We start from the raw sequence: 26,478 nt of genomic DNA, 5'->3' as shown, positions 1-26,478 counted from the left end.
ATGAACCGAAACTGAACATGCGCATTACAATTCCGTAATAAATTCGAAGCTTTAGGCCGATTGGTTGAACATCCTCGCAAATTCCGGGCGAAGGGCGGGCGGCAACACCGGCCGATCCGCTGCGTCAAGGCGGCGAGGCTCATGCAACCATTTCGGCATCCGTCCATTCTCCGACACGTCCCGTCGCGCGTGGGGAGCCCTTGAAATCGACAAATTTTTATTATCCGGCTAAAATATTCGAGCTATTATCTGCCAACGCCATGATCATGATTCGCACCCCTCGTCTTTCCCCCGGCCGCCGCGCTGCCTGTGTCGCCGGCTTTGCCTGTATCGGTGCGCCGCAATGAGCGGCTCCGTGGTTCTTCTGCATCTGGCCGGCGCCGTGGCGTTGATGCTGTTTGCCACGCGCATGGTGAAAACCGGCGTCGAGCGCGCCTATGGCGACGTGCTGCGCCACAAGCTGCGCGCCACCATGCGCAATCCTGTCATGGCGGTGCTGGCCGGCACCGGCCTCGCTATAGCGCTGCAGAGCTCCACCGCCGTCACGCTGCTGGTCGGCTCTTTCGCCGGCTCCGGCATCGTCTCGGGCGCGGCCGGGCAACTGGCCGTGCGCGGCGCCGAGATCGGTTCGGCTCTGGTGGTCAAGCTGCTCACCTTCGACCTCACCCTGCTGGTGCCGCTTTGCCTGATCACCGGCACGGTCATGTTCATGGCCACCGAGCGGCGCGACTGGCGCCAGACCGGTCGCATCCTGGTCGGCATCGGCCTTTTGATCCTGTCGCTGGAAATGATCGGTCAGGCATCCGAGCCGCTGCGCAACAGCCAGTTGATGCCGGTCATCATCAATTACTTCTCCGGCGATTCCATCACCGCCTATCTGCTGGCGGCGCTGACCACGTGGCTGTTCCAGTCGAGCATCGCCGCGGTCCTGTTGATGGCGACGCTGGCGGGCCGCGGCCTGATCACGCCGGAACTCGGCGTCGTCCTCATCCTGGGTGTCAATCTCGGTTCGTCGATCATCGCGCCCATGCTGACCCGTTCCTCCGGCCCCGAAGTGCGCGTAGTGCCGATCGGCAATCTCTTGATGCGCGGGCTTGGCTCGCTGGTCATGCTGATCCTGGTCATGATCTTCAGGCCGCATTTCGCGTTCCTTGGCGCGACGGCAGCGGACCAGATCGTCAATGCCCACATCCTGTTCAATGTGCTGATCCTGCTCGCCGGCCTGCCGCTGGCGGGTCTCGTCTACCGCGCCTCTGAGAAGATCGTGGCGCTCGGCACCAAGGCGCCAGCCGCCACGCTTGACGTGGTCGAACTCTCGGCGCTCAACGAAAGCGCGCTCGACGTGCCGAGCCAGGCGCTGGCCAATGCCACCCGCGAGGTGGTGCGGGTCTGCGAGACGGTCGAGATCATGCTCAAGCGCATCATCGAGCTCTACGAGAGCGCCGATGCCGACAAGATCAAGGCGCTGGCCGCGCTTGACGACCGCGTCGACCGCAAGCACGCGGCGATCAAGCTCTACCTCGCCAAGGTCACCAAGAACCCGCTCACCGAGGACGAGGCGTTGCGCTGCCAGGAACTGATCGGCGCCTGCGTCAAGCTGGAGCAGGTCGGCGACATCATCGTGCGCAACATGCTGGTGCATGTGAAGAAGAAGTTCGACCGTGGGCTGGAATTCACCGACGAGGGCTGGAGCGAGCTGTGCGCCTTCCACGCCTCGGTGCTCGCCAATGCGCGGCTTGCCTTCAACGTGCTGGTGTCGCGCGATGCCGAGACAGCTCGCCAATTGGTGCTGGAGAAGGAACGGCTGCGCGACGCCGAAAAAGAGACCAGCGCCAGCCATTTCCTGCGGCTGCGCGAAGGCACTGCCAAAAGCGTCGAGACCAGTTCGATCCACCTCGACACGATCCGCGATCTCAAACAGATCAACTCGCTGCTGGCATCGATGGCCTATCCCGTGCTGGAAGAACGCGGCCTCCTCGGCGGATCCAGGTTGAAGGCGAGCTGATCAACGACATCTCTCCCTTGGGAAACCTCATACGACCTGGCTTTGCGACGCCACCCCCCAACAAACGAGAGCAGCAGGGAGAGCGCCGCACTCCCCGCAAAACTGTATGCACAAAATTGCATGCGTCTGCCTTTCCGCGGCAAATTGCCATTGCCGCGTTTCCATCGCTCGGGCTAGGCATATCAGCCAAAGCTTTCGGAGGAGATCGATGGATACCCATTCGCGCAGTTTCGCCAAGGCGCTTTCGTGGCGCGTGACCGGCACCATCGATACGATGATCATCTCGCTGGTGATGACCGGAAGCGTCAAGCTGGCGGCCGCCATCGGGGTGACCGAGGTCTTCACCAAGTCGCTGCTCTATTATTTTCACGAGCGGGCATGGCTGAAGGTTCCTTATGGACGCAAGACCCCGTTCTGAACCCGGGGATCAAGAAAAGCTAAAGCGGCGACAAAAATTTCTGGATTGCCGGCAGCGCGCATCCGTGGTTTGAGGCCTCCATTCGAGGATTTAATTCCCGCCATGTCGCTTCCGCTCATCGCCCTGTTCATCGCTGCCTTCGCTTTCGGCACCACCGAATTCGTCATCGCCGGCGTGCTGCCGCAGGTGGCACAAGGGCTTGGCGTTTCGGTTCCGACATCGGGCTATCTCGTCTCCGGCTATGCCTGCGGCATCGCCATCGGCGGTCCGCTTCTGGCGCTTGCCACCAAGTCCTTGCCGCGCAAGACCTTGCTGCTCGGCCTCGCCGTCGCCTTCACCATCGGTCAGGCGGCCTGCGCGCTGGCGCCCGACTTCACCTCGATGCTGCTTCTGCGCATTGCCGTCGCAGTCGCGCATGGCGCTTATTTCGGCGTCGCCATGGTGGTGGCGGTCGGGCTGGTGCGCGAGGACCAGCGCGGCATGGCGGTGGCCGTCATCCTGTCGGGCCTCACCGTCTCCAACGTGATCGGCGTGCCAGCGGGCACTGCCATCGGCAACATTTGGGGCTGGCGCGCGACCTTCTGGGTTATGTGCGCATTGGGCGTGGCGGCCACGCTTGCCATGGCAGCTCTTTTGCCGCGCACCACAGGCTATCTGGCCAAACCGGCCGGCCTCGCTCGCGAGGTCCGTGTGCTTGCCCGCCAGCAGGTCTGGACCTCGCTGATCTTGATGCTGATGCTGATGATAGGCCAGTTCGGCCTGTTCACCTACATCACCCCGACATTGCTCGAGGTCACCGGCCTCGACGAGGACCTGGTGCCCTGGGTGCTCTTGCTCAACGGCGTCGGCGCCACGCTTGGCGTCTTCCTCGGCGGCAGGCTAGCCGACTGGAAGCTGATGCCCTCGCTGATCACCATGCTGGCCCTGCAGGCGGTGACGCTTGCGGTGATCTATGCCGTCAGCCCCTATCCCGTGCCGATGGTCGTGGCGATCGTCATCTGGGGCGGCCTCAACTTCGCCATCGGTACGCCGATTCAGACCCGCATCCTGTCCTGGACTGCGGATGCCTCGAACCTGGCCTCCTCGCTGATCCCATCCGGCTTCAATGTCGGTATAGCGCTCGCGGCATCGCTCGGTGCCGCCATGCTCAATGGCGGTTACGGTTATCGCAGCCTGCCGCTGCTTGGCGCTTTGGCGATGCTGGTCGCCGTCGCGGTGGCGCTCGCCTCGCACATCTGGGAGTGGCGCAGCAACGCCACGCCACCGCTGACGGCAGCGGCGGAGTAGATTATCCGCGCCACGACATACCCCGATCATGCCTGATCCGGGCGTCCACCGGCGCAAGCGACGCGATGAACAGTCATGTCTCCCCGGTGGTTGCGCAGCTCCAACGCATTACAGATCGATGCGGAACCGCAGGCTCTCCGCTCCGCCATAGGCGGCATCTTCGAAGAAACGTTCGACCAGTCTGCCGCCGTTGGCCAGGATCACTTTGTGCGAGGCCGGATTGCCAGGTTTTGCGGTGATGTCGACATGAGCCAGGCCGACCGCCCTCGCCTCATCCAGCATCAGCCGCAGCGCTTCCGTCGCATAGCCGCGTCGCTGTTTCCACGGCACCACGGCATAGCCGATATGGCCAAGCACGTGCGGCGGCAGCGCCGACGTGCCCTTCTGCCAGCGCAGGCCGATCGAGCCTGACGCCTCGCCGTCCCATATCCAGCGCCTGAAACCCGGCAGGCGCGGGACCTGTCTGCCGTCGGGCAAGGTGATCGGCGGCCCCTTGGCCTCGGGATCATCGAGGCTGGCCAGGAACGCCGCCGGATCCTCATCGATTGCCGCAAGCTGCTCGCGCGTTGCCTCCATGAGCCGTACATTGTCGGGCGACCAGCCGCGCTCGAGCGCAGCCTTGTAGGACGCCAGATGCTCGAGCCCGGGCTTGACAATTTCGATCATGATCCATGCTCCCTCGCAGGCCAAGCAGGCATAGCGATGGCCACTGGAACGCTCAAGCGGGCTGGAAGCGGATCTCGCCGCTGTTGAGGAAACACGCCTTGCTGAACAGCGACAGATCCAGCGGGTTCGGCAACCGGACGTCACTGATATCGGGAAACGGCTTCATCGATGGATCGTATGACCTGTCGATCTGCGATGATGAACACCAGGATCACGCCCCTGTCGCGCGCAAAAGCTTCAATGTGCGGACCTGCACAGTTGGTCCGGTGATCGGATTGCCCCGCATGAACAATGCTTTCCCGACTGAGGGAGGAGGCGTGGGCGCGCCGGAATCAGACGATACCGCAATGCTGGCGGGTCGAAAACGCGCATATATGCGGGAAGCGCTGAACAAGATGTGTTTCGCCGGAGGGCGCGAGCCGATTTATGATCGTGTCGTAGTGATTCACCAAGAAAAACGCAAACGCTTCGACAGGAGAATGGGTCCGGTGCGGTTGATATCTGTCCCGCTGGGTGTCGTCGCCAGCCTCCTCCTCGTTGTCGTTGCCTTGACGGCACGGTCCTTTGCCGCGCCCTCGGCCATTCCGGCATGGCTGCAGGCCCATGTCGGCGAAGGTGATGGCCAGATCTCAGCTGTGGTCCTGGAGCGGGCCCGTGCGCTTTACCTGAAGAAAGTCGGCGCAGGAGTTGTTAACAATCCATGCTACTTCGCCATGGATGCGACGCGCCCTAGCGATCTGGGCAACAACCAACTGGGTCACCGTTATTACATCATCTGCGAAGCCAGCCGGGCGTTTCGCGCGGTTTCGGCGGGCCACGGCAGCGGCCGGAATCTGAAGGGCGTCGCCGATTTCGCCAATGGCAAGCGTTGCGCGAAAAACTTCGGCAATGCGCTGGATTCGTCACTGACCGCCGGCGGCGCCTATATGACCGGGGAGGCCAAAACCTCGTTCAAGGGCTATTATCGCACCGCGGCGAAGCAGGACGTGGCTTTCATGCGTACCTTCGTGCAGTTCGACGGCGAGGGCGAGGCCGCGAACGCCAGGCAGCGCGTGATCGGCGGGCATCCGGCGGAAGTGTTGAAGGGAATGTGTCTTCGCAAAGACCCGGCCAGCTCGCATGCCGACCATGACGGCTACGTGCCGTTCGGCAAGCTGGTGGATTATGCCGGCGGCCGCAGCAATGGCTGCACCAGTTGGTCGGCGGCGGATGCGCGGCAGATCGTCCAGATGGTGAAGGACAATCCGACGACGCTCTACATCTACCCTGAATCGCGCGACATCGCCGCCGTTGCGCAAATGGTGGCGGCGGGTCGTTCGCTGTCGGGCGCTGGGCCCTATTGGAACGCATCCTGCCTGAAGGAAATCGGCTCTCCGAAATTCTGGCCGCGAAAGACGCTCGAGCCGATCATTGCCCAATACAGGAAGGACCACCCGCCACCACCGCCGCAGCCGGTGCCGATCTGCAAGGAGCCGTGAAGTTCGCCCACAGTGCCGAATTGCGGACTTTGCAAGCCAAGAGAAACAGCACCCTACTGCAGCAGCCCCTTGACGATCCCGCTTGCCTTGCCGAAATCCATCTGGCCGGCATATTTTTGCTTCAGCACCGCGATCACCTTGCCCATGTCCTTCTGGCTGGCCGCACCGGTCGCTGCGATCGCCTCACGCGCCGCGGCGGTGATGGCGGCATCGTCGAGTTGCGTCGGCAGGAAATCGCGGATGATCGCCATCTCGCCGCGCTCCTGCGCGGCCAGTTCCGGACGCTTGCCGTCTTCGAAGGCCTTGGCCGATTCTTCGCGCTGCTTCACCATCTTGGCCAGGATCTGCAGGATCTCCTCATCGCTGGCCGGCTCTTTGCCGGCACCGCGATTGGCGATGTCGCGATCGTGGATGGCGGCCTGGATCAGCCGCAATGTCGGCAGCCGGTGCTTGTCCTGCGCCTTCATCGCGCTCTTCAGGGATTCGGCGATTTTTGCGCGCATCGTGCTTTCTCCTTCGGTCGGCGCGGACAATAGCGCCCGGTGCGGACCAACGCAAACCCTGATATGTTGAGGCAAGCCTATGATATTGCTCAATGAAATAAATCGCAGCGGCATTTCCCATCATCATTGACCGACCTGCCCCCTTCCCCTATGTACTGGGCCTTGCATGAACTGAAGCTTGAGTGCGTGGAGGCCGCGAATTCGCCGCTCCGCGCCGTTTGCCGCGCAAATGGGCCGCTGGGCCGGTTTGAAGCGCGCGGCCTGATAGGAGTGCCGCCATGGCCGACACCGCGTCCACCCCCGCTTGGGCAACCGAGAAACCGACGGCATTGCTGGTGCTGGCCGACGGCACCGTCATCGAGGGTCGCGGCCTGGGCGCAACGGGTTCGGCGGTCGCCGAGGTCTGCTTCAACACCGCGCTCACCGGTTACCAGGAGATCCTGACCGATCCGTCCTATGCCGGCCAGATCGTCACCTTCACCTTCCCGCATGTCGGCAATATCGGCACCAATGGCGAAGACATCGAGGACCTCAATCCGGCCGCTCGCGCCGGCGCCGTCGGCGCCGTGTTCAAGGCCGACGTCACCAATCCCTCCAACTACCGCGCTGCCGGCCACCTCGACCAGTGGCTGAAGAAGCGCGGCATCGTCGCCCTCTCCGGCATCGACACGCGCGCACTGACCGCGTTGATCCGCGAAAAGGGCATGCCCAACGCCGTTATCGCGCACGCGCCCGACGGCGTCTTCGATCTCGACGACCTGAAGCGCCGCGCCGCCGCGTGGTCCGGCCTGATCGGCCTCGACCTCGCCAAAGAGGTCACGTCAGGCCAATCCTCGGTGTGGCGCGAGACGCCTTGGGTGTGGGACGAGGGCTTTGGCGAACAGGACGAGCCCTCCATGCATGTCGTCGCCATCGACTATGGCGTCAAGCGCAACATCCTGCGCCTGCTTGCGGGGCTTGGTGCCAAGGTGACCGTGGTTCCGGCCAAGACCGGCGCCGAGGAGATCCTCGCCATGCAGCCGGACGGCATCTTTCTGTCCAACGGCCCGGGGGACCCGGAGGCGACCGGCGACTACGCCGTGCCCGTCATCCAGGACCTGTTGAAGACCGATATTCCGGTGTTCGGCATCTGCCTCGGCCACCAGATGCTGGCGCTGGCGCTGGGCGGCAAGACCGCCAAGATGCATCAGGGCCATCACGGCGCCAATCACCCGGTCAAGGACCACACCACGGGCAAGGTCGAGATCGTCTCGATGAACCACGGCTTTGCCGTCGACGCCGACTCGCTGCCGTCAGGCGTCGAGGAAACCCATGTCTCGCTGTTCGACGGCTCGAATTGCGGCATCGCGCTGACAGGCCGGCCGGTATTCTCGGTCCAGCACCACCCGGAGGCCTCTCCCGGCCCGCAGGATTCGCATTATCTGTTCCGCCGCTTCGTCAACCTGATCCGCGAAAAGCGCGGCGAGGAACTGCTGGCCGAACGGGCTTAGTCCCGACAGATCCTCATACGCGTGCCCCATCTTCCGCGACGCCTTTGGTGACCGTTCCGAGTGCCGCGGGCCTCGCCACTTTCGTAACGAAGACAACGAGCGCCAGCACTAGGAAAACCGCGCCAACCAGGTAAGGCGCACCGCCGAAGGTCACTGGCGCGCTTGGCCCGGTGAACCAGGAAAAGATCGCGGTATAGAGCAGCGGAGTGATGATCGATGTGATCGAGAAGATCGACGTCATCGCGCCTTGTAATTCACCCTGCGCCGAAGGCGGCACCTTGGCGGCGGCGAGGCTCCTGAGCGGCGGGTCGGCCAGCGCTTCCAGGCAGCCGACGACGATCACCGCATAAATCATCCAACCCTGCGTCGCGAAGGCGTAGCCGAAAGCGCTGAGCGCCGTGAACGCCAGACCGATCACCGCCGTCCTCCACTCGCCAAGCCTGGGAATGATGCGTGGCAGCACCGTTGCCATGACGATGGCACCGCACAGGCCGAAAGCGCCGAGCGAAAAACCGATCTGCTGCTCGTTCCAGCCATAGCGATAGTTGGAGACGAACGACCAGACCGCCGGATACATCATGTGGCCGAGCGTCATCAGGAAGAAGACCAGTCCGATCCAGCCAATGCCTTGATATTGGCGCATCTGCAGAAGCGTGCCGACCGGGTTGGCGCGCTTCCACTCGAAGCGGCGGCGGTGCTTTTCGTCCAGCGTTTCGGGCAGCAGGAACAGCGCGATCAGGAAGTTCACAAAAGCAAGCCCCGCGGCGAAAAAGAACGGCACGCGCGGCCCGAAGGTGCCGAGCAGGCCGCCAAGGACCGGCCCGATGACGAAGCCGACGCCGAAGGCGATGCCGAGCAGGCCGAAATTCTTGGCCCGGTTCTCATCGTTCGAGATGTCGGCGATGAAGGCTGATGTGGTCGAATAGCTGGCGCCCGAAATGCCGGCCAGCACGCGCCCGATGAACAGCATCGGGTAGGACCAGGCTATGGCGCAGATCAGATTGTCGATGGAAAACGTCAGCACGGAGGCGAGAAGGATCGGCCGCCGGCCGAACCGGTCGCTCAACCCGCCCATGATGGGCGCGAAGAAGAACTGCATGGCCGCATAGACGAAGAACAGCCAGCCGCCTTCGATCGCCGCCTCAGAGACGCCGACGCCGGTCAACTCTTGCAGGTAGGCCGGCAGCACCGGCATGATGATGCCGAAGCCGATGATGTCGAGGAGCAGCGTCGTGAAGACGAGCGCAAGACCCCGCTTGGCGGTTTTGGGATCGATCATGGGTTCGTTTGCTCCTTGCCCGACGCCTGGCGCACAGGCGGAGGCACTTATAGGTGAGCCCGCCGTCAGGAACAATGAGGGAACAAGCAGGACGTTCGCATCCTGACATCCCCTGACGGCATCCCTGCCGTCAGGTCACCCGTGAAAGAACCGGGATGCTCAGATCGGGTTGTTGAACGTATCGCAGTCGGAAAGCTTGCCGCTCTTGTAGCCGCGCGCCAGCCAGGTCTGCCGCTGCGCCGACGTGCCGTGGTTGAAGCTTTCGGGCACCACATAGCCCTGCATTTTCTTCTGCAGCGTATCGTCGCCGATCTGCCTGGCGGCATTCAGAGCGCTTTCCATATCGCCTTGCTCCAATATGCCCTTCTGCGCCGTATAATGCGCCCAGACGCCGGCGAAGCAGTCGGCCTGAAGCTCGACGCGCACCGACATCTGGTTGGCTTCGGCCTCGTCCATGCTTTGCCGCATCTGGTTGAATTTGGACATGATGCCGGTCAGATTCTGCACGTGGTGGCCGACCTCATGCGCGATCACATAGGCCCGCGCGAACTCGCCCGAGGCGCCGAACTGCTGGTCCAACTGCTGGAAGAATGTCATGTCGAGATAGACCTTGTGGTCGCCGGGGCAATAGAACGGTCCGGCCGCCGACGAGGCGAAGCCGCAGGCCGAGCGGATCTGCCCGCTGAACAGCACCAGCTTAGGGTCCTCATAGGTCAGTCCGTTGGCCTTGAAGATACCGGTCCATGTGTCCTCGGTCTCGGCCAGCACGGTTGCCACGAACTGCTTCATCTCGTCGGAAGCCGGCGCACCGGTGCCGCCGTCCTGGCTGCCGCTGTTGTCCGTTATCTCGCCGCCGCCAGGCAGCAGGCCTCCACCGCCGCCGCTCAGCACCTGGATCGGATCGATGCCGAAGGCTTTCAGGCCGAAATAGAGCACGACGAGGATGATGATGGTCGAGATCGACATGCCGCCGCCGCTGCTGCCGCCGATCGGAATGCGGAACTGGCCGGGTCCGCCGCCACCAAATCCGCCGTCGCCGCTGCTGCGCTGGTCCTCGACATTGTCACTCTGACGACGGCCTCTCCAGAGCATGGCAACTCCCCGCTGCGAATTTACTGGTCGATCCGGCGCGAGGCCGGCTCCACCTCATGAACAATTATCTCAATGGTTGCGCCAAGTCACAGCATTTTTCGCGGCCGTGGCCGTGCTGGCATGTTGGCTCCGCTGCTCTGGCCGCGACTGTGGTATGTCCATGGCTTCGCCGGCGAAACGAGCCCAACGGCTTGGCAAAGTCCCTAGCCCGCCGTCATCGCCTTGCGGAACGCTTCCAGCGTCTCGGCGCTGACATGGTGCTCTATGCCCTCGGCATCGATGCGCGCCGTCTCGGCGCTGACGCCGAGCGAACGCAAAAAAGCCTCCACCGTCTGGTGGCGAATGCGGCTCTCTTCCGCGACCTTGCGGCCGGCTTCGGTGAGGAACACGCCGCGATAAGGCTTTCTGGACACCAGCCCGTCGGCACACAGCCTGGTCAGCATCTTGGCAACTGTCGGTTGGGCGACCCCCAGCCTGGCAGCGATGTCGACCTGGCGGGCCTCGTTGCCATCCTCGATCAGGTCGGCGATCAACTCGACATAATCCTCGACCAGCGCGCTGCGGCGCGCTTCGCGCGTCTGCCGGAACCCTTCCGAATGGACATCGGCATCGGGCAGCGGCTCACGCGGGACCGGTCTGTTCTTCAGCGCCAATATGCGCTCCTCCTTGGCTGCCCGAAGATTGAATCGGCCCGCATTCATAGCACGGGACCCGACAATCCTGGCGTTTATTTGCATTCGGACCCAGGCGCAACCGCATCGCCGCCCCGTCAGCGCAAGATCGATCACATCACAAAAGCACGATCAATGAAATATAGCATATTGCATAATGTTGAGCCGTGGCATAGATAAGGGGTATCATCCATCAAGCGGAATTCCCCATGTCCGAGACCGACGCCGCCGCCATAGCCAGACCCGCGTGGCGGTTCGACAGGCCAGGCGACGAGCAGCCGAGCCTGCGCGAGGTCAATTCTTCGATCGCTGTGCCGAATTCGGGCGTCTGGTTCCGTCGCCTGTTTGCTTTCATGGGGCCGGGCTACATGGTCTCGGTCGGCTATATGGATCCCGGCAACTGGGCGACCGACCTCGCCGGCGGCGCCCAGTTCGGCTACACCCTGCTGTTCATCATCATGCTGTCCAACCTGATGGCGATCCTGCTGCAGGCCTTGGCCGCGCGTCTGGGTATCGCCACCGGGCGCGACCTCGCCCAGGCCTGCCGCGCCTACTATCCGCGTCCGGTCAACTTCGTGCTGTGGATCGCCTGCGAGCTCGCCATCATCGCCTGCGATCTCGCCGAGGTGATCGGCACCGCGATCGCGCTGCAGCTCCTGTTCGGCATTCCGCTAATCGGCGGCGCCATGCTCACCGCGCTCGACGCCTTCCTGGTGCTTTTGTTGATGAACAAGGGCTTCCGCTATCTCGAAGCCTTCGTCATCGCGCTTCTGATCATCATCTTCAGCTGCTTCGCCATCCAGATCTTTGTCGCCGCGCCGCCGGCCGGCACAATCCTGCATTCGATGTTCGTGCCGTCATCCGAAATCGTCACCAATCCGGCGATGCTCTACATCGCCATCGGCATCATCGGCGCCACCGTCATGCCGCACAATCTCTATTTGCACTCCTCGATCGTGCAGACCCGCGCCTATGAGCGCACCGACAAGGGCAAGCGCGACGCCATCAAATGGGCAACGACGGACTCGACCATCGCCCTGATGCTGGCTCTGTTCGTCAACGCCTCGATCCTGATCGTGTCGGCGGTTGCCTTCCACGGCACAGGCCACCAGGACGTGGCCGAGATAGGTCAGGCTTTCGAGCTGTTGTCGCCGCTGCTCGGCCTGAGCATTGCCTCGATCCTGTTTGCCGTGGCGCTGCTCGCCTCCGGCCTGAACTCGACGGTGACCGCCACGCTTGCCGGCCAGATCGTCATGGAAGGCTTCCTGCGCCTGCGCATCCCGCAATGGGCGCGGCGCCTGCTGACGCGCGGCCTCGCCATCATTCCCGTGGTGGTCGTCACCGCGCTCTACGGCGAAAAGGGCACCGGCCAGTTGCTGGTGTTCAGCCAGGTGATCCTGTCGATGCAACTGCCCTTCGCGGTGATCCCGCTGGTGCATTTCGTCTCCGACAGGAAGAAGATGGGCGCTCTCGCCATTCCGCGAGGCGTTGCAGCGCTGGCCTGGGTGGTCGCCGCCATCATCCTGGTGCTCAATTTCAAGCTGCTCTACGACACGCTGTTCGGGATCGGCTGAGATCGGCCGCGACAAAGACGCGGCCCGCGCTATTTTTCGGTCGGTCATGACCACGATAGCCCAATCCCGAAGCTTCTACGCCAAGCTGATGGCCGCCCAGGCACGTTCCGCCGATCCGCGTCTTGAAGAGGTGTTCGCGGCCGTGCCGCGCGAGGCGTTTCTCGGTCCTGGTCCATGGACGATCGTCGCCGGTCAAGGCGTCATCGAGACGCCGAGCGCCGACCCGCGTTTCATCTACCAGAACGTGCTGGTGGTGCTCGATGCCGATAAGGGCATCAACAATGGCGAGCCGTTCCTGCACGCCATGTGGATCGGGAAACTGGCGCCCAGGCCCGGCGAGGCTGTCACTCACATTGGCGCCGGCACCGGCTACTACACTGCTTTGCTGGCCAGGCTGGTTTCACCTGGCGGCACCGTTGCCGCCTTCGAACTGGACGCCGATCTTGCCTTGCGGGCCAAGGCAAATCTTACGGCCTACGAGAACGTCATTGTCGTTCCTGGCGACGCCGTCACATCGGGCTTGCCGCCATCGGACGCGATCTATGTCAATGCCGGCGTCGCGGCACCTCCACCCGGCTGGCTCAAGGCGCTGAAGCCGGGCGGCCGCATGATCTTCCCGTGGCGCCCGGCCGAGCGCGTTCCCCTCGCCGTACTGGTGACCCGCACCGAAAAAGGTTTTGCCTGCGACCCTTTCATGCGCTCCTGGTTCATCCCTTGCTCCGGTGCGTCGGTTGCAGGCCTCGCGGCAAAAATCCCGACGCGCGATCAGGCCGCGCGCAGCCGCTCGATCTGGCTGACCGCGGACAAGATGCCGGACCGCACCGCCACCGCGATCTTTGAGCATGTCTGGTTTTCGTCACGCAGCCTCGATGCGCGGCCTCGGGATTGATGCGCAAAATTTCGGCATGCCCTGTCGGACGGCCAGCCAGTCATCCGTCCTTGGGCTGAAGTCCCGCCCTAACGACGTGGATCGAAACAGGAGGAACATCCCATGAGAAAGATCAAAGCGGCGACATTCGTCAGCCTCGACGGCGTCATGCAGGCGCCGGGCGGCCCGGAAGAAGATCCGGCCGGCGGCTTCAAGTTCGGCGGCTGGACGTTCCATTACTTCGACGAGGTGGCGGGCGGGGCAATGGATGAGCTATTCTCCAAGCCCTTCGCCCTCTTGCTCGGCCGCAGAACCTACGACATCTTCGCCGCGTACTGGCCGTATCAGAAAGATCCGATCGCGGATGCCTTCAACCCTGCGACCAAATACGTGGCGACGCATCATCCGGACTCGCTCACCTGGCAGAACACGCAATCGCTTGGGCCTGATATCGTCGCGGCGTTGCGCCGCCTCAAACAGGAAGAGGGACCTGATCTGCTCATCCAGGGATCGGGCAATCTGATCCAAACCCTGCTCGCCAACGGGCTGATCGACGAGATTCGGCTGATGATCTTCCCGCTGTTGCTGGGCAAGGGCAAGCGGCTGTTCGGCGATAGCGCGATGCCGGCCGCCTTCAAGCTGACCCGCTCGCAGAGTTCCAGCACCGGCGTCATCATGGCGACCTACGAGCGCGCCGGCGAAATCAAGACCGGTTCCTTTGTCACGGGGGAGCCATCCGACGCCGAGCTCGAGCGGCGCAGGACCTGGAAGTAAACGCTTCTTTTCCTCTCCTCACGAACGTGGAGGAGAGGAAACCAAGTTCGGAGAAGTCCCTCAAGCCGCCTGCGGCCGCCGCGCCAGACCGTCGCGTATATGCCGAGCAAACTCTTGCGCTGCCGGGCCGACACCATGCCTGGGCAAATGCAGGTTGATCGAGAAATTCGGCAGCGGCGGCAGGCCGGACTCGGATGGCAATATGTCGAGATCGGCCGGCACCGTGGAGGCCAGCCAGGTGGTGACGGCCAGGTCGGAACGCACCGTCGCCGTTGTGGCGTCGATATTGCCGTTCTCGAACAAAGTGCGCCATTCCAGCCCATGCTCGTTGAGCGCCGAAAGCACGACCGGCCGGAAGGCGCAGCTGTCGGCGACCATCGAGACCGGCAGGGGGCGCTTGGCGCGCGCGACACCGCCCTTGGCGCCGACCCACACCAGCCGATCGATGGCGAGGCATTCGCCATCCGATGGCCCTACCCGTTCCTCGATGACCGCCAGGTCGATGGTGCCCGCCGCGAGCGCCGCGGCCAGTTCCGGCGAGGAGGCACAGACCAGCGATATCTCGACCTGCGGATAGGTTTGCGCATAGGCCTTCAGCACCGGCGCCAGCGTCGTGCCGACAAGGTCGTAAGGCACGCCGAACCGCACCTGGCCGGCCACGACATTGGCAGCCATTTCGGCCCAGATCTCGTCATTGAGGCTGAGCAGCCGCTTTGCCTTGCCGAACAGCCGCTCGCCGGAAGAGGTCAGCCGCAAGCCGCGCCGGTCGCGCTCGAACAGGCTGCGGCCGAGCGCCTCTTCAAGTCGCCGGACCTGCTGGCTGACGGCGCCTTGGGTCAGATGCAGCGCATTGGCCGCCGCCGTCATGCTGGCCTTGTCGGCGACGGTGACGAAGGTGCGCATGAGCGTCGTATCGAGATTGCGGATCATGCCTGCATTATAGATGCTAATGATCGTTATCGCAAATATTGCATTTACTGATATTCGGCTGCATCTACCATGGGGCCTCCGACTGAGGACGCCGCATGCTCCAGCCCGTCATCCCCCTGATCCTGTTCGCCCTGGTGGCGACCAGCACGCCCGGCATCGCCACCACCTTGTCGACGGCGTCGGGCGCGCAGTTCGGCTTTCGCCGCTCCATCCCGCTGGTGGTCGGCAGCGCGGCCGGCTTGGCCACCGTCACCGGGGCGGCGGCCGCCGGGCTGGCCGGCCTGCTTCTCGCCATGCCGTCCTTGCAGCTTGCCATGAAGATCGCCGGCTCACTCTACCTTGTCTGGCTGGCGCTCAAGATCGGCCGTGCGGGGGCACCCAAGCTCGACGTGACGATGGTCAAACCGAACAGTTTTCTTGGCGGCGCCGGCATTCAGTGGGTGAACCCCAAGGGCTGGGCGATGGGGCTTGGAGCCGCGGCATCCTTCGCCGCACTCGCCGACGGACCGGCGCGTCTGGCGCTGCTGCTCGGTTCCGCCTTCGGCCTCACCGCCGCTTTCTCGCTGTCGCTATGGTGCGTGGCCGGCATGCTGCTTGCCCGGCTGCTGAAGACCGAGCGGCAATGGCGCGCGCTCAATATCCTGCTCGGCCTGGTGCTGGCAGCATCCATCATTCCGATGTGGCGGCAGGCGTAGAGCGCAGCCTTGCAAGACTTGGGTTTCTAGTCCCCGCCAGAGCGGGGGAGAGGGGGCCGCGAAGCGGTCGGAGAGGGGGCCGGCGCCGCCGGTTGGGGAGATTCTCCAAGTCTGTTCACGGATAGGATTGCGCCAGTCCCCTCTCCGTCCCGGCTTAGCCGAGCCACCTCTCCCCACATTCGTGGGGCGAGGAACTCCCAGTCCTGCTAGCTCAAGCTGCGTAGCGTGCCGCCGGCTTGTCAGCGTGCAAGCTGCCAAAAAAGGCTTGCCGGGCGCCGAGGAAAGTGTCCAGCTTGGCGGGGTCGGCAAGTCCCGGCACGGTGACCGCCTCGCCCCTCGCCAGCCCGACAAGCGCGGCATCGACCAGATCGTCGGCCGTCATGACGATCTCCTGCGGAACGGCGTTGATATCGCTTCCGGCACTTTCCCAGAAATCGGTCCGGGTCGCCCCCGGCAGCACCACCTGCACCTGGACATGGGTGCCGGCGACTTCGCGCTGCAGGGCTTCGGTGAAGTTGACGACATAGGCCTTGGTGCCGCTGTAGATGCCGCCGAACGAGGTGTCGAAGGCCAGCACCGAGGCGATGTTGACGATGGCGCCCCGGTTGCGCGCCAGAAGTCCCGGCAGCACCGCGCGGGTCAGGCGCGTCAACGCGATGACATTGACCTTGATCATGCGTTCAGCCGCATCGGCGTCCGCCGTCGCAACCACCTGCGCACCACCAAGCCCGGCATTATTGACCAACAGCGTGACGCTGTCATCCGTCGATACCGCCCGCTCCACCCGCCGCACATCATCGTCGTCGGCCAGATCGGCACTGATCACGCTGACCTTGCTTCTATAGGCATAGCGCAGCTTTTCAGCCAGTTCCTCGAGCCGGTCGGCGCGGCGCGCCACCAGCACCAGGTCATAGCCCTGCCCCGCCAGCCGGTCGGCATAGACAGCACCGATGCCGGAGGAGGCGCCGGTGATCACGGCCGTGCCCTTGTTCTCATTCTTGCTCATTGTCTCCTGTTCCTTTTTCGCGCTCTTCGCTCTGGTTCGGCTTCGGCGGATGCCGGCTGCCGGGTTTCTGGATCAATTAGTGGCATATGCCACTTTTGGCGAAATAGGTATATGCCACTATCTTGTCAACCGCGGCCGCGAAAACTATTTCTGCGGCAGGCTGGCACAGTCTTTGCCGGCGAGGAGTTGACATGACCGACCTTCAGCAACCGGGATTCAGCCGGTGCAACAATGCCACCTTGCGCCGCACCGCGCGCAGGCTCGGCCGCTTCTACGACGACGCACTTGCGCCTTCCGGGTTGAAAGGTACGCAATTTGGCCTGCTCTTTCAGATCAGTGCCAGCAGCGAACCGGCGATGGGAACCGTTGCCGAGGCGCTGATCATGGATCTCTCCGCGCTCGGCCACACGCTGAAGCCGCTGGTCCGCGACGGCTATGTCGAAACCTTTCCCGACAAGGACGACCGCCGCGTCAAGCGCGTCCGGCTGACGCCGCACGGCCGGGCCAAGCTCGAAGAGGCGATCAAGCTGTGGAGTGTCGCCCAGCAGCGCTTCGAGGAGATGGTCGGTGCGGAGCAAGCCGCGAAGCTGCGTGCGACGCTGGATACTGTGGCCTCTCTGGACCTCGAAATGCCGGCGGCCGCTCCCTCCAGGTGAAGCGGCCGCGAAAGAACCAGCGACGAAAAGCTCGGCGCCCTCTACTCCGCCGGCATGGCGACCGGCCGCGCCAGCATCCGGCCGGCCAGCACGATGCCGAGCCCGACGATCGGGAAGACGGCCGCGATGAAGCCGAGATCGGCCGGCGCGCCATAGCGCAGCACGGCGCCGCCAACCACCGCGCCGAGCGCCACGCCGAGATAGAGCGCCGAGGCGTTGAGCGACAGCACGATCGGGGCAGCGTCGGGGGCGAGCTTGATGATGCGGCTCGCCTGCGCCGGCGGGAAGGCCCAGCCGACAATGCCCCACGGTACCATCATGCCCATCAGCGCCGGCCCGGCGAGATGATGCGGCAGAAAGGCCGGGATCAGCGAGAAGGTGACGAGCATGGCAGCGCTCAGCGCCAGCGACCAGCCGACGGTGCGCGTGGCGCCGAACCGATCCGCGGCCTGGCCGCCGGCGATATTGCCGATGACGGCGCCGACGCCGAAGGCGAGCAGCATGCCGGGCAGCGCTATCGGGGAGAGCCCGCTGGCTTCGATGGCCAGCGGCGCGATGAAGCTGAAGACGGTGAAGGCGCCGATAAGAGCAAGCGTGGTCGTGACCAGGATCGGCATCACGCCGGGACGCATTGCCGCCGCCAGCCGGCGCTTCAGCGGCAGCTTGGTGCCGATGATGCCGCGCGGTAGCCAATACCAGAGGATGGCGCCGGCGAGCGCGCCGAGGCCTGCGATGGCATAGAACGTGCCGCGCCAGCCGGCGATCGCCGCGACCAGCGCGCCGAGCGGGGCGCCCACCGCCACCGCCACCGTGGTGCCGCCGACGACGACGGCAATGGCGCGGGCCCGGTGATGGTCATCGACCAGCGCCACCGCCGTGCCTTGCGCGGTCGCCGCGAACAGGCCCGACGACAGCGCCATGATGATGCGCGCGGCGAGCAGCACTTCGAAGGAGGAACTCATCGCCGCGACAACGTTGCCAATGACGAAGAACACCAGCGTCCACAGGATGACGCGGCGCCGGTCCCATTCGCCGGTCAGCGTCGCCAGGATGGGCGTGCCGACCGCATAGGCGAGCGCGAAGGCGGTGATCAGCGTGCCGGCGAGCGGAACGGAGATGCCGGCATCCCTGGCGATGTCGGGCAGAAGGCTGGAGATGACGAAGCCTTCGGTCGAGATCGCAAACGATCCGAGCGCAAGCCAGAAGATCCGCTTGTCCATTGCGATGGGTCCTTAGTTCAAAAGTTATTGAACAATTGGACATAACCCGGCAGGATGTCAATGAAGCCAGGGAAAAATAGCACGACCATCCTGACAGCCCTGTGTCAGCACGGTCGTGAAAGGGAGAGCGGTGTGCATGGCAGACGCGGAGCGGATGCGTTGAAATCGGCCGAAACTGTGCTTAGGTTGCAGCCATGAGCCTGCCACATCCCAATACGGACCAGATCAGCCTGCCGATCGTGCTCGCCGTGCTCGGCGACCCGACGCGGCTGGCGATCGTGCGCTACCTCGCCAGCAAGGAAGGCGTGCCGCTTAACTGCAGCAAGTTCCTCGATCTCGCGTCGAAGACCAATCTTAGCTACCATCTGGCCAAGCTGCGCGAGGCCGGCGTCACCCGCGCCGAAGCGGCCGGCACCAACCGTCTGATCACGCTGCGCCGCGCCGATCTCGACGCCCGCTTCCCCGGCCTGCTCGACAGCATCATTGCCGCCGCCGCGGATGATGCCGCGCTGCCGGCGGTCGGCGGCCACGATATGGAAGTGCCGGCCTAGTAGATTTCGGCCACCGCGAACGTTGGTGGCGAAGGCCGTGGTGACCGCAATCTCCCCCTTGTGGGGGAGATTGGCAGCTTCGTCGCCGCGCCCTTCCTTCGCAAGCGCGAAAACCGGTTCGTTTCTGGTTGACTCCGTAGAACGTCAACCGTGGCGCTGCTATGCAAGTGCCCGACCAACGGAAGCCATCGCATGCGCATCGCCGTCCTCGCCGATATCCACGGCAATGTGCTGGCGCTTGACGCCGTGCTCGCCGACCTCGAGCGGCGCGGCGGCGCGGACATCACGGTCAATCTCGGCGACAGCGTTTCGGGTCCGCTCTGGCCGCGCGAGACGTTTGCGCGGCTGGAAGCGCTGGACCTGCCGACCGTGCGCGGCAACCATGACCGCCGCGTCGCCGCCGATCCGGCCGATGAGACCATGTGGGCCTCCGACATCTACGCGCAGGAACGACTGACCGGGGCGCAGCGCGAGGTGCTGTTCGCCCTGCCGCTGACGCTGGAGATCGCGCCCGGCGTGATCGCTTTCCATGCACGTCCAGACCACGACGAGAAATACCTGCTCGATGCGATCACCGATGGCCGGCTGGTGCGCGCGCCGCTGGCCGCGATCCGGCGGCGGTTGAAGGCGCTCGATCCGGCCTGCCGTCTGGCCCTGTGCGGCCACAGCCACCGCGCCGAGCTGATCCGCATGCCCGGCGGTCCGGTGATCTTCAACCCGGGCAGCGTCGGCTGTCCCGCCTATGAAGACTCGACGCCGCCGGCACATGTTTCCGAGCAGGGCGGGCCGCATGCGCGCTACGGCATCGTCACTTCAGGCGAGCCCGGCCGGCCCGACCGCTTCGAGGCCATCGCCGTCGACTACGATCACGAGGCCGCGGCGCGCCAGGCCGAGCAGGCGGGACGGCCCGAATGGGCCCATGCGCTGCGAACCGGCTTCATGCCGGGCTGAGCGAGCTCATGCCGGGCTGAGCGAGCTCATGCCCGGCTGAATGCTTTTTGCATTCATACCGCCCGGCTGAATGCCCTTGCATTCATGCCGCCAGGCTGAATGCTTTTGCATTCATGCCGCGATCAAGCGCATGCTTGGCTGAGCTCGCTCCTCGCTCCCCCGATGATCCCCTTCACACAGATCGGTCCATGCCGGAAGAAATCTCGCTTCTGGACATGGCGCGGCGTAGTCGCCTATAAAATCGGCTTCGCGTGTGGCGGCGTTTTCGTATCTGGCGGTGCCTTTGGTAATGCAATCTATCGGCCACGGCGAAGCGATGAAGCGCCGGTCTACGCTCCGAACGACGCTCTTCGCGCTGATCGCCGCTCCTTTGCTTCTGACGGTGGCCCATGCCGAAGATGGGCCGTTCATCTCCATCGTAACCGGCCTCGCCCCCGACGATCTCCTCAACGTCCGCGCCCAGCCATCGCCGATCGGCAAGACCGAGGCGCGTCTGGCCAATGGCGCCAGCGTGAACAATCTCGGCTGCACCGATGTCGACGGCCGGCAATGGTGCAAGGTCGAGGCCGAGAACCCGAAAATCAGCGGCTGGACCCCCGCCCGTTACCTCAACCCCGTCAATCCGGCATCCCCACCCGATCCGAATCAGGCGGATTCAGGCCAGGCGCTCGATGCCGCAACCGCCAGCCCCGCGGCCGCTCAGTCGCCGCCCGCCTTGCCGCCCGACCTGACGGCGCGGCTGGGCGGAGCCGACAATGCGGCTGCCCCCGCAACCACGCCGAAATCCGCAGCGGCGATCGCCATGCAAGATGCCTACGCCCTGGCGCTGGTGGCGAATGAACCGCCGCCCGGTGGGGAGAATCCGGCACAGGCGGAGGCCACCGGCGGAGGCGCCGCCATTGAAATTCCCTGCGCGCGCAATGTCGGCCAGCCGATGACCCTTTGCGCGGCAAGTGTCGAGCGCAAGGGCAGTGACAAGGCCGACGTCACCGTAACCTGGCCCGACGGCGGCAGCCGCGTCATCTCCTTCTACGGCGGACTGCCAGCAGGTTCCGACGGCGACAGTGATTTCCGCTTCACCCGCGAAGGCAGCCTGAGCATGATCCGCGTCGGCGTCTCGGAACGATTCGAGATTACGGACGCGGTCGCGTTTGGGGATTAGTTTTGGAAGGGGCAGTAGGGCAGTAGGGCAGCAAGGCAATATGTGAAGTGCCTGGAAGGCCTTGCCCTACTGCCCTACTGCCCTCATTTTCGGGGTTACATCAGGCAAAACTCTTCCCTATAAGGCCCTCCTAGCCTGATACCAGAATCGCAAGCACAACCGGCCGGGTCTCCCGTCCCGGTTTTTCGTGCAAGCCGCTCGCCGAACGGAATTCATAAAGATGCCAAGACGCACCGACATCAAGTCGATCCTGATCATCGGGGCCGGCCCCATCGTCATCGGCCAGGCCTGCGAGTTCGACTATTCCGGCACGCAGGCCTGCAAGGCGCTGAAGGAGGAGGGTTTCCGCGTCATCCTGGTCAATTCCAATCCGGCCACCATCATGACCGACCCGGAACTGGCCGACGCCACCTACATCGAGCCAATCACCCCCGAAGTCGTGGCCAAGATCATCGCCAAGGAGCGCCCGGATGCGCTGCTGCCGACCATGGGCGGCCAGACCGCGCTCAACACCGCGCTGTCGCTGCGCCGCATGGGCGTGCTGGAGCGCTACAATGTCGAGATGATCGGCGCCGACGCCACGGCCATCGACAAGGCCGAGGACCGGGCGCTGTTCCGCGAGGCGATGAAGAAGATCGGCCTGGAAACGCCGAAGTCGATGCTGGCCAACGCCACCGACGTCAAGAACGCCGACCGCAAGACGCATGAGGCCGAACGCGCCGCGCTGAAGGCAGAAAAGCCCGACCATCTCGACGCCGCGCTCGACGCGCTGGAGACAAGCTGGAACCTCGGCGAAGGCGACCGCAAGCAGCGCTACATCAGTCACGCCATGGCGATCGCCGCCCAGGCGCTCGACCATGTCGGCTTGCCCGCCATCATCCGCCCCTCCTTCACCATGGGCGGCACCGGCGGCGGCATCGCCTACAACAGGGCCGAATTCTTCGACATCGTCCAGTCCGGCCTCGACGCCTCGCCGACCACCGAAGTGCTGATCGAGGAGAGCGTGCTCGGCTGGAAGGAATATGAGATGGAGGTCGTCCGCGACAGAGCGGACAATTGCATCATCGTCTGCTCGATCGAGAACATCGACCCGATGGGCGTGCACACGGGCGATTCGATCACCGTCGCGCCGGCGCTGACCTTGACCGACAAGGAATACCAGATGATGCGCAACGCCTCGATCGCGGTGCTGCGCGAGATCGGCGTCGAGACCGGCGGCTCCAACGTGCAGTTCGCCGTCAACCCGGCCGATGGCCGGTTGGTGGTGATCGAGATGAATCCGCGCGTCTCGCGCTCCTCAGCGCTGGCCTCGAAGGCGACCGGCTTCCCGATCGCCAAGATCGCCGCAAAGCTCGCCGTCGGCTACACGCTGGACGAGTTGGAGAACGACATCACCGGCGGCGCCACGCCCGCCTCGTTCGAGCCGTCGATCGATTACGTCGTCACGAAAATCCCGCGCTTTGCCTTCGAAAAATTCCCCGGCGCGGAGCCTGTGCTGACCACCGCCATGAAGTCGGTCGGCGAAGTCATGGCCATCGGCCGCACCTTCCAGGAATCCTTGCAGAAGGCGCTGCGCGGGCTGGAAACCGGCCTCACCGGTCTCGACGAGATCGAAATCCCCGATCTCGGCTCGGCCAACAGCGCCGACGACCGCAACGCCATCCGCGCCGCCTTGGGCACGCCGACGCCCGACCGGCTGCGCATGGTGGCGCAGGCGATCCGCATGGGCACCTCTCTGGAAGACGTGCACGCCATGTGCAAGATCGACCCGTGGTTCCTCGAGCAGATCGCGGGCATCCTCGCCATGGAAGCCCGCATCCGCGAACACGGCCTGCCTGAGGATGCCGCCAATCTGCGCATGCTGAAGGCCATGGGTTTTTCGGACGCCCGCCTCGCGTCGCTGACGAAGAGCGACGTGGAAGTCGTTCAGAAGATTCGCGAAAAGCTCGACGTTCATCCGGTTTATAAACGCATCGACACCTGCGCGGCCGAGTTCGCCTCGCCGACCGCCTACATGTACTCCACTTATGAAGTGCCGTTCGCCGGCGCGCTCGCCAGCGAGGCGCAGGTTTCGTCGCGCAAGAAGGTCGTCATCCTCGGCGGCGGGCCGAACCGCATCGGCCAGGGCATCGAGTTCGACTATTGCTGCTGCCACGCGGCCTTTGCCCTGCGCGATGCCGGCTATGAAGCGATCATGATCAACTGCAACCCGGAGACGGTGTCGACCGACTACGACACGTCGGACCGGCTCTATTTCGATCCGCTGACGGCGGAGGACGTGCTGGAGATCCTGCGCGCCGAACAGGCGTCGGGCGAGCTGGTCGGCGTCATCGTCCAGTTCGGCGGCCAGACGCCGCTGAAGCTGGCCGACGCGCTGGAGAAGGCCGGCATCCCGATCCTCGGCACCTCGCCCGACATGATCGACCTGGCCGAAGACCGCGACCGCTTCCAGAAGCTCTTGCACAAGCTCAACCTCAGCCAGCCGAAGAACGGCATCGCCTATTCGGTCGAGCAGGCCCGCCTCGTCGCCGGCGAGCTCGGCTTCCCCCTGGTGGTGCGCCCCTCCTATGTGCTGGGCGGCCGCGCCATGCAGATCATCCATGACGAGGGCATGCTGCAATCCTACCTGCTCGACACCGTGCCCGGCCTGGTGCCGGAGGACATCAAGCAGAAATATCCCAACGACAAGACCGGCCAGATCAACACGCTGCTGGGCAAGAACCCGCTTTTGTTCGACACCTATCTCTCCGGCGCCATCGAGGTCGATGTCGACTGCCTCTGCGACGGCAAGGCGACCTTCGTCTCCGGCATATTGGAGCACATCGAGGAAGCCGGCATCCATTCGGGCGACTCGGCCTGCTCGCTCCCCGTTCACTCGCTGCCTTCGGAGCTGGTAGACGAGCTGGAGCGCCAGACGGCGGCACTTGCCCGCGCGCTCAATGTCGGAGGCCTGATGAACGTGCAGTACGCGATCAAGGACGGCACGGTCTATGTGCTGGAGGTCAACCCGCGCGCGTCGCGCACTGTGCCCTTCGTCGCCAAGACCATCGGCCGACCCATCGCCAAGATCGCAGCCCGCATCATGGCCGGCGAGAGCCTCGAAGACGCTTTCGCCCATTACGGCGCCATGCCCGACCCCAGGAACCCCGGTCACATCGCGGTCAAGGAAGCCGTCTTCCCCTTCGCCCGCTTCCCCGGCGTCGACATATTGCTCGGCCCGGAAATGCGCTCGACCGGCGAGGTCATGGGCCTCGACCGCGATTTTGCCCTCGCCTTCGCCAAGAGCCAGCTCGGGGCGGGTGTTGATCTCCCCCGCTCCGGAACCCTATTCGTCTCGGTGCGCGACGAAGACAAGAAAGGCATATTGCCGGCGGTCAAGCGCCTCGCCGGCCTCGGCTTCAAGGTGATGGCCACCTCAGGCACCGCCCGCTTCCTGGCCGAAAACGGCGTCGTCGCCGAGAAAATAAACAAGGTGCTCGAAGGCCGCCCCCACATCGAAGACGCCATCCGCAACCGCCAGGTGCAGATCGTGTTCAACACGACTGATGGCCAGAAGGCGGTGTCGGACTCCAAGTCGCTGCGGCGAGCAACGCTGATGCAGAAAGTGCCGTATTACACGACGCTATCGGGCGCGGCAGCGGTGGCGGAGGCGATCGCCGCGCTGAAGGCGGGGAGCCTGGAGGTCAGGCCGCTGCAGGAGTATTTTGCTTGAGGCATTTACTTCCGACAATCGAGCCGGCAGCGAGCATGAGTACATCCGTAGGATCAGATAGCCGCTCTCGCTGCGGGAACACATATTGACAGGTTTATTTCACTGTCCTGCGACTCCATTTCGATCCGGTCGACTAGACTCTTTAGAGTAGACGCAGAAACCCCTTCTTTCAGAAGTCTGATTTTATACTTTCTAATTAAAGAAAGAAACGTAGCGCGCGGTGCGGCATACGGATGTCTGAGGACAATTTCTATATCTTTTCTGAGCTCCAATCCTATATTTCCGTAAAGAAGATACTTTTTCAATAGCTGGCTTTCGTTCAGCCCCGATAAAAACTCATACTCATGTAGCTTCTCGCGCAGGTAACTCATCGCAAATAGCGTTCTAGCTTTCGGCTCAGCAGAAAGGAAATTAAGTGACGCCTTGACTACGGTATCAATTCTTCCACCTTTAGATGGATATCTCGCTGAAAACCTCCTTAGCTCTCTGTCGAAAGCGCCTATATTCTTCTTCGAAACAGAGCTAAGTAATGAGAGTGCCCGATACTCTCGGAACTCGCGCCTTGAAAAGTGCCTCGTCTTAGATGCATTGAAATTTAGGCCCAGATTTAGCAGGAGCCTCGATGCTTGATGCATTGTATTTTCAAGTTGAATCCTTGATTTTCCAAACAATACGATGTCATCAGCCCATCTTAGATATAATATTTTCTCAGTTTTGCAATGCTCAATAAATTTTCTGTCAAACTCATTTAGATAGAAATTTGAGACTATTCTAGACGCGTCTGAGATTATTTCCTGCGGTATACCTTTTGACGACGGGCTGTACCCCTTGATGCGTCGATCCCAATAATTCAAAAAATACCCCAACAGGGAAACGATCTCATCGTTTCCAGGAACTTTGCTTCTGATATTATTTATTAGGCCGCCTATATCGATCGTGTCATAAAAATTTGCGACATCGGACACTAGGACGTAATTGCCAACAGTAGAATCATTGCACGTCTCAATGAGAAGATCGGTAAACTGCGACCAATCTTTGAACCAAGCTCTCCTAGAAAACGTGTCGCGAAAATAAGGATCGATGATATCGTCTTCTTTCTCTGGGTCCTTTACCTTTTTGGCTGATTTGGGAACAGACCGGTATGCACCGTACACACCCTCGAAATCCTCAATGAGGTACTCTTGGAGGGCGAGCACGATTAGGTAATATACCGTCATGTCATCAGCTGTCAGAATCGGGACGAACCGAGTGCATCCAGCAGATTTCAGGTATCCTAAGTAGCCATGTCCTATTGATGGAATGTACTTATTTTGCTTAATATCTGCTTTTAATTGATCTACTGACGCAACGATCTCTTTTAATTCTTTTGCACCAATGATTGGAACGATACTCTCGCTAAGTTTTTTCCAGATGGGTCGGGCATTTTTAGCTGTGATTATTGCGTCAAAAGCACTCATACGTATCCTAAGTAATTGGAAGACATTTAGCGC

At 63.0% G+C, this 26,478-nt stretch carries 23 protein-coding genes; 14 read left to right on the top strand and 9 right to left on the bottom strand.

The window, feature by feature from the left end; translation table 11 throughout:
- Positions 1-343 precede the first annotated feature (343 nt).
- The 3 genes from FJ964_RS08595 to FJ964_RS08585 all read left to right on the top strand — a co-directional run bounded on the left by FJ964_RS08595 (position 344) and on the right by FJ964_RS08585 (position 3,710).
- The gene (locus FJ964_RS08595; RefSeq protein ID WP_140549965.1) at positions 344-2,005 is read left to right on the top strand and encodes a Na/Pi cotransporter family protein; all 1,662 of its coding nucleotides are present in this window, start codon (positions 344-346) and stop codon (positions 2,003-2,005) included.
- 208 nt (positions 2,006-2,213) lie between these two features.
- A complete protein-coding gene (locus tag FJ964_RS08590; RefSeq protein WP_140549964.1) occupies positions 2,214-2,423 on the top strand; it encodes a DUF2061 domain-containing protein in 210 nt (69 codons plus the stop codon).
- A 102-nt stretch (positions 2,424-2,525) separates the two neighbouring features.
- Positions 2,526-3,710 carry an MFS transporter gene (locus FJ964_RS08585; RefSeq protein ID WP_140549963.1) on the top strand — a complete coding sequence of 395 codons (1,185 nt, stop codon included), beginning with the start codon at positions 2,526-2,528 and terminating at the stop codon, positions 3,708-3,710.
- A gap of 108 nt (positions 3,711-3,818) precedes the next feature.
- Here FJ964_RS08585 and FJ964_RS08580 read toward each other — a convergent pair whose 3' ends face one another.
- Complete coding sequence (locus FJ964_RS08580) at positions 3,819-4,376, bottom strand: GNAT family N-acetyltransferase (protein ID WP_140549962.1); 558 nt, start codon at positions 4,374-4,376, stop codon at positions 3,819-3,821.
- A gap of 488 nt (positions 4,377-4,864) precedes the next feature.
- Between FJ964_RS08580 and FJ964_RS08570 the strand changes: the two genes are divergently transcribed.
- Positions 4,865-5,854 carry a hypothetical protein gene (locus FJ964_RS08570; RefSeq protein ID WP_140550021.1) on the top strand — a complete coding sequence of 330 codons (990 nt, stop codon included), beginning with the start codon at positions 4,865-4,867 and terminating at the stop codon, positions 5,852-5,854.
- Between the two features lie 53 nt (positions 5,855-5,907).
- Here the strand turns inward: FJ964_RS08570 and FJ964_RS08565 are convergent, their stop codons facing one another.
- Positions 5,908-6,357: a GatB/YqeY domain-containing protein gene (locus tag FJ964_RS08565; protein ID WP_140549961.1), complete on the bottom strand. Its 450-nt coding sequence runs from the start codon at positions 6,355-6,357 to the stop codon at positions 5,908-5,910.
- Between the two features lie 278 nt (positions 6,358-6,635).
- Between FJ964_RS08565 and carA the strand changes: the two genes are divergently transcribed.
- Positions 6,636-7,847, top strand: a complete 1,212-nt coding sequence (carA, locus tag FJ964_RS08560; protein WP_140549960.1) for a glutamine-hydrolyzing carbamoyl-phosphate synthase small subunit — start codon at positions 6,636-6,638, stop codon at positions 7,845-7,847.
- Between the two features lie 13 nt (positions 7,848-7,860).
- On the opposite strand, the gene FJ964_RS08555 is transcribed toward carA, so the two are convergent.
- The 3 genes from FJ964_RS08555 to mntR all read right to left on the bottom strand — a co-directional run bounded on the left by FJ964_RS08555 (position 7,861) and on the right by mntR (position 10,871).
- Entirely contained in the window at positions 7,861-9,126 is a 1,266-nt protein-coding gene (locus FJ964_RS08555) for a TCR/Tet family MFS transporter (protein ID WP_140549959.1), read from the bottom strand.
- 159 nt (positions 9,127-9,285) lie between these two features.
- Entirely contained in the window at positions 9,286-10,218 is a 933-nt protein-coding gene (locus FJ964_RS08550; RefSeq protein ID WP_140549958.1) for a neutral zinc metallopeptidase, read from the bottom strand.
- Positions 10,219-10,421: 203 nt separating this feature from the next.
- On the bottom strand, positions 10,422-10,871 hold the full coding sequence (gene mntR, locus FJ964_RS08545; RefSeq protein ID WP_181165236.1) for a manganese-binding transcriptional regulator MntR: 450 nt from the start codon (positions 10,869-10,871) through the stop codon (positions 10,422-10,424).
- A gap of 227 nt (positions 10,872-11,098) precedes the next feature.
- Between mntR and FJ964_RS08540 the strand changes: the two genes are divergently transcribed.
- From FJ964_RS08540 to FJ964_RS08530, 3 genes are all read left to right on the top strand, one after another.
- Positions 11,099-12,463 carry an Nramp family divalent metal transporter gene (locus tag FJ964_RS08540; RefSeq protein WP_140549957.1) on the top strand — a complete coding sequence of 455 codons (1,365 nt, stop codon included), beginning with the start codon at positions 11,099-11,101 and terminating at the stop codon, positions 12,461-12,463.
- A 46-nt stretch (positions 12,464-12,509) separates the two neighbouring features.
- Entirely contained in the window at positions 12,510-13,352 is an 843-nt protein-coding gene (locus tag FJ964_RS08535; RefSeq protein WP_181172401.1) for a protein-L-isoaspartate O-methyltransferase, read from the top strand.
- A 102-nt stretch (positions 13,353-13,454) separates the two neighbouring features.
- Positions 13,455-14,105 carry a dihydrofolate reductase family protein gene (locus tag FJ964_RS08530; RefSeq protein ID WP_140549956.1) on the top strand — a complete coding sequence of 217 codons (651 nt, stop codon included), beginning with the start codon at positions 13,455-13,457 and terminating at the stop codon, positions 14,103-14,105.
- Between the two features lie 60 nt (positions 14,106-14,165).
- Here the strand turns inward: FJ964_RS08530 and FJ964_RS08525 are convergent, their stop codons facing one another.
- Positions 14,166-15,035 (bottom strand): LysR substrate-binding domain-containing protein, encoded by an 870-nt coding sequence (locus FJ964_RS08525; protein WP_140549955.1) that lies wholly within the window; start codon positions 15,033-15,035, stop codon positions 14,166-14,168.
- Positions 15,036-15,130: 95 nt separating this feature from the next.
- On the opposite strand from FJ964_RS08525, the gene FJ964_RS08520 reads away from it, so the two are divergent.
- A complete protein-coding gene (locus FJ964_RS08520) occupies positions 15,131-15,730 on the top strand; it encodes a LysE family translocator (protein ID WP_140549954.1) in 600 nt (199 codons plus the stop codon).
- A gap of 211 nt (positions 15,731-15,941) precedes the next feature.
- Here FJ964_RS08520 and FJ964_RS08515 read toward each other — a convergent pair whose 3' ends face one another.
- Positions 15,942-16,736: an SDR family oxidoreductase gene (locus tag FJ964_RS08515; protein WP_140549953.1), complete on the bottom strand. Its 795-nt coding sequence runs from the start codon at positions 16,734-16,736 to the stop codon at positions 15,942-15,944.
- A gap of 191 nt (positions 16,737-16,927) precedes the next feature.
- On the opposite strand from FJ964_RS08515, the gene FJ964_RS08510 reads away from it, so the two are divergent.
- Entirely contained in the window at positions 16,928-17,392 is a 465-nt protein-coding gene (locus tag FJ964_RS08510) for a MarR family winged helix-turn-helix transcriptional regulator (RefSeq protein ID WP_140549952.1), read from the top strand.
- Between the two features lie 41 nt (positions 17,393-17,433).
- On the opposite strand, the gene FJ964_RS08505 is transcribed toward FJ964_RS08510, so the two are convergent.
- On the bottom strand, positions 17,434-18,612 hold the full coding sequence (locus FJ964_RS08505; RefSeq protein ID WP_140549951.1) for an MFS transporter: 1,179 nt from the start codon (positions 18,610-18,612) through the stop codon (positions 17,434-17,436).
- Between the two features lie 194 nt (positions 18,613-18,806).
- On the opposite strand from FJ964_RS08505, the gene FJ964_RS08500 reads away from it, so the two are divergent.
- The 4 genes from FJ964_RS08500 (at position 18,807) to carB (ending at position 24,988) form a co-directional block, all read left to right on the top strand.
- The gene (locus tag FJ964_RS08500; protein ID WP_140549950.1) at positions 18,807-19,163 is read left to right on the top strand and encodes a helix-turn-helix transcriptional regulator; all 357 of its coding nucleotides are present in this window, start codon (positions 18,807-18,809) and stop codon (positions 19,161-19,163) included.
- Positions 19,164-19,355: 192 nt separating this feature from the next.
- Positions 19,356-20,114: a metallophosphoesterase family protein gene (locus FJ964_RS08495; RefSeq protein ID WP_140549949.1), complete on the top strand. Its 759-nt coding sequence runs from the start codon at positions 19,356-19,358 to the stop codon at positions 20,112-20,114.
- Between the two features lie 316 nt (positions 20,115-20,430).
- Positions 20,431-21,276: an SH3 domain-containing protein gene (locus FJ964_RS08490; protein ID WP_140549948.1), complete on the top strand. Its 846-nt coding sequence runs from the start codon at positions 20,431-20,433 to the stop codon at positions 21,274-21,276.
- 220 nt (positions 21,277-21,496) lie between these two features.
- Positions 21,497-24,988: a carbamoyl-phosphate synthase large subunit gene (gene carB, locus FJ964_RS08485; RefSeq protein WP_140549947.1), complete on the top strand. Its 3,492-nt coding sequence runs from the start codon at positions 21,497-21,499 to the stop codon at positions 24,986-24,988.
- A gap of 53 nt (positions 24,989-25,041) precedes the next feature.
- Here carB and FJ964_RS08480 read toward each other — a convergent pair whose 3' ends face one another.
- A complete protein-coding gene (locus FJ964_RS08480; protein WP_140549946.1) occupies positions 25,042-26,445 on the bottom strand; it encodes an RNA-directed DNA polymerase in 1,404 nt (467 codons plus the stop codon).
- Positions 26,446-26,478: the final 33 nt, after the last annotated feature.

The sequence above is a fragment of the Mesorhizobium sp. B2-3-2 genome (assembly GCF_006442295.1).
Classification (GTDB): Bacteria; Pseudomonadota; Alphaproteobacteria; order Rhizobiales; family Rhizobiaceae; genus Mesorhizobium.
Note: the sequence above shows the minus strand (reverse complement) of the source record. Positions and strands in the feature narration are given on the sequence as shown.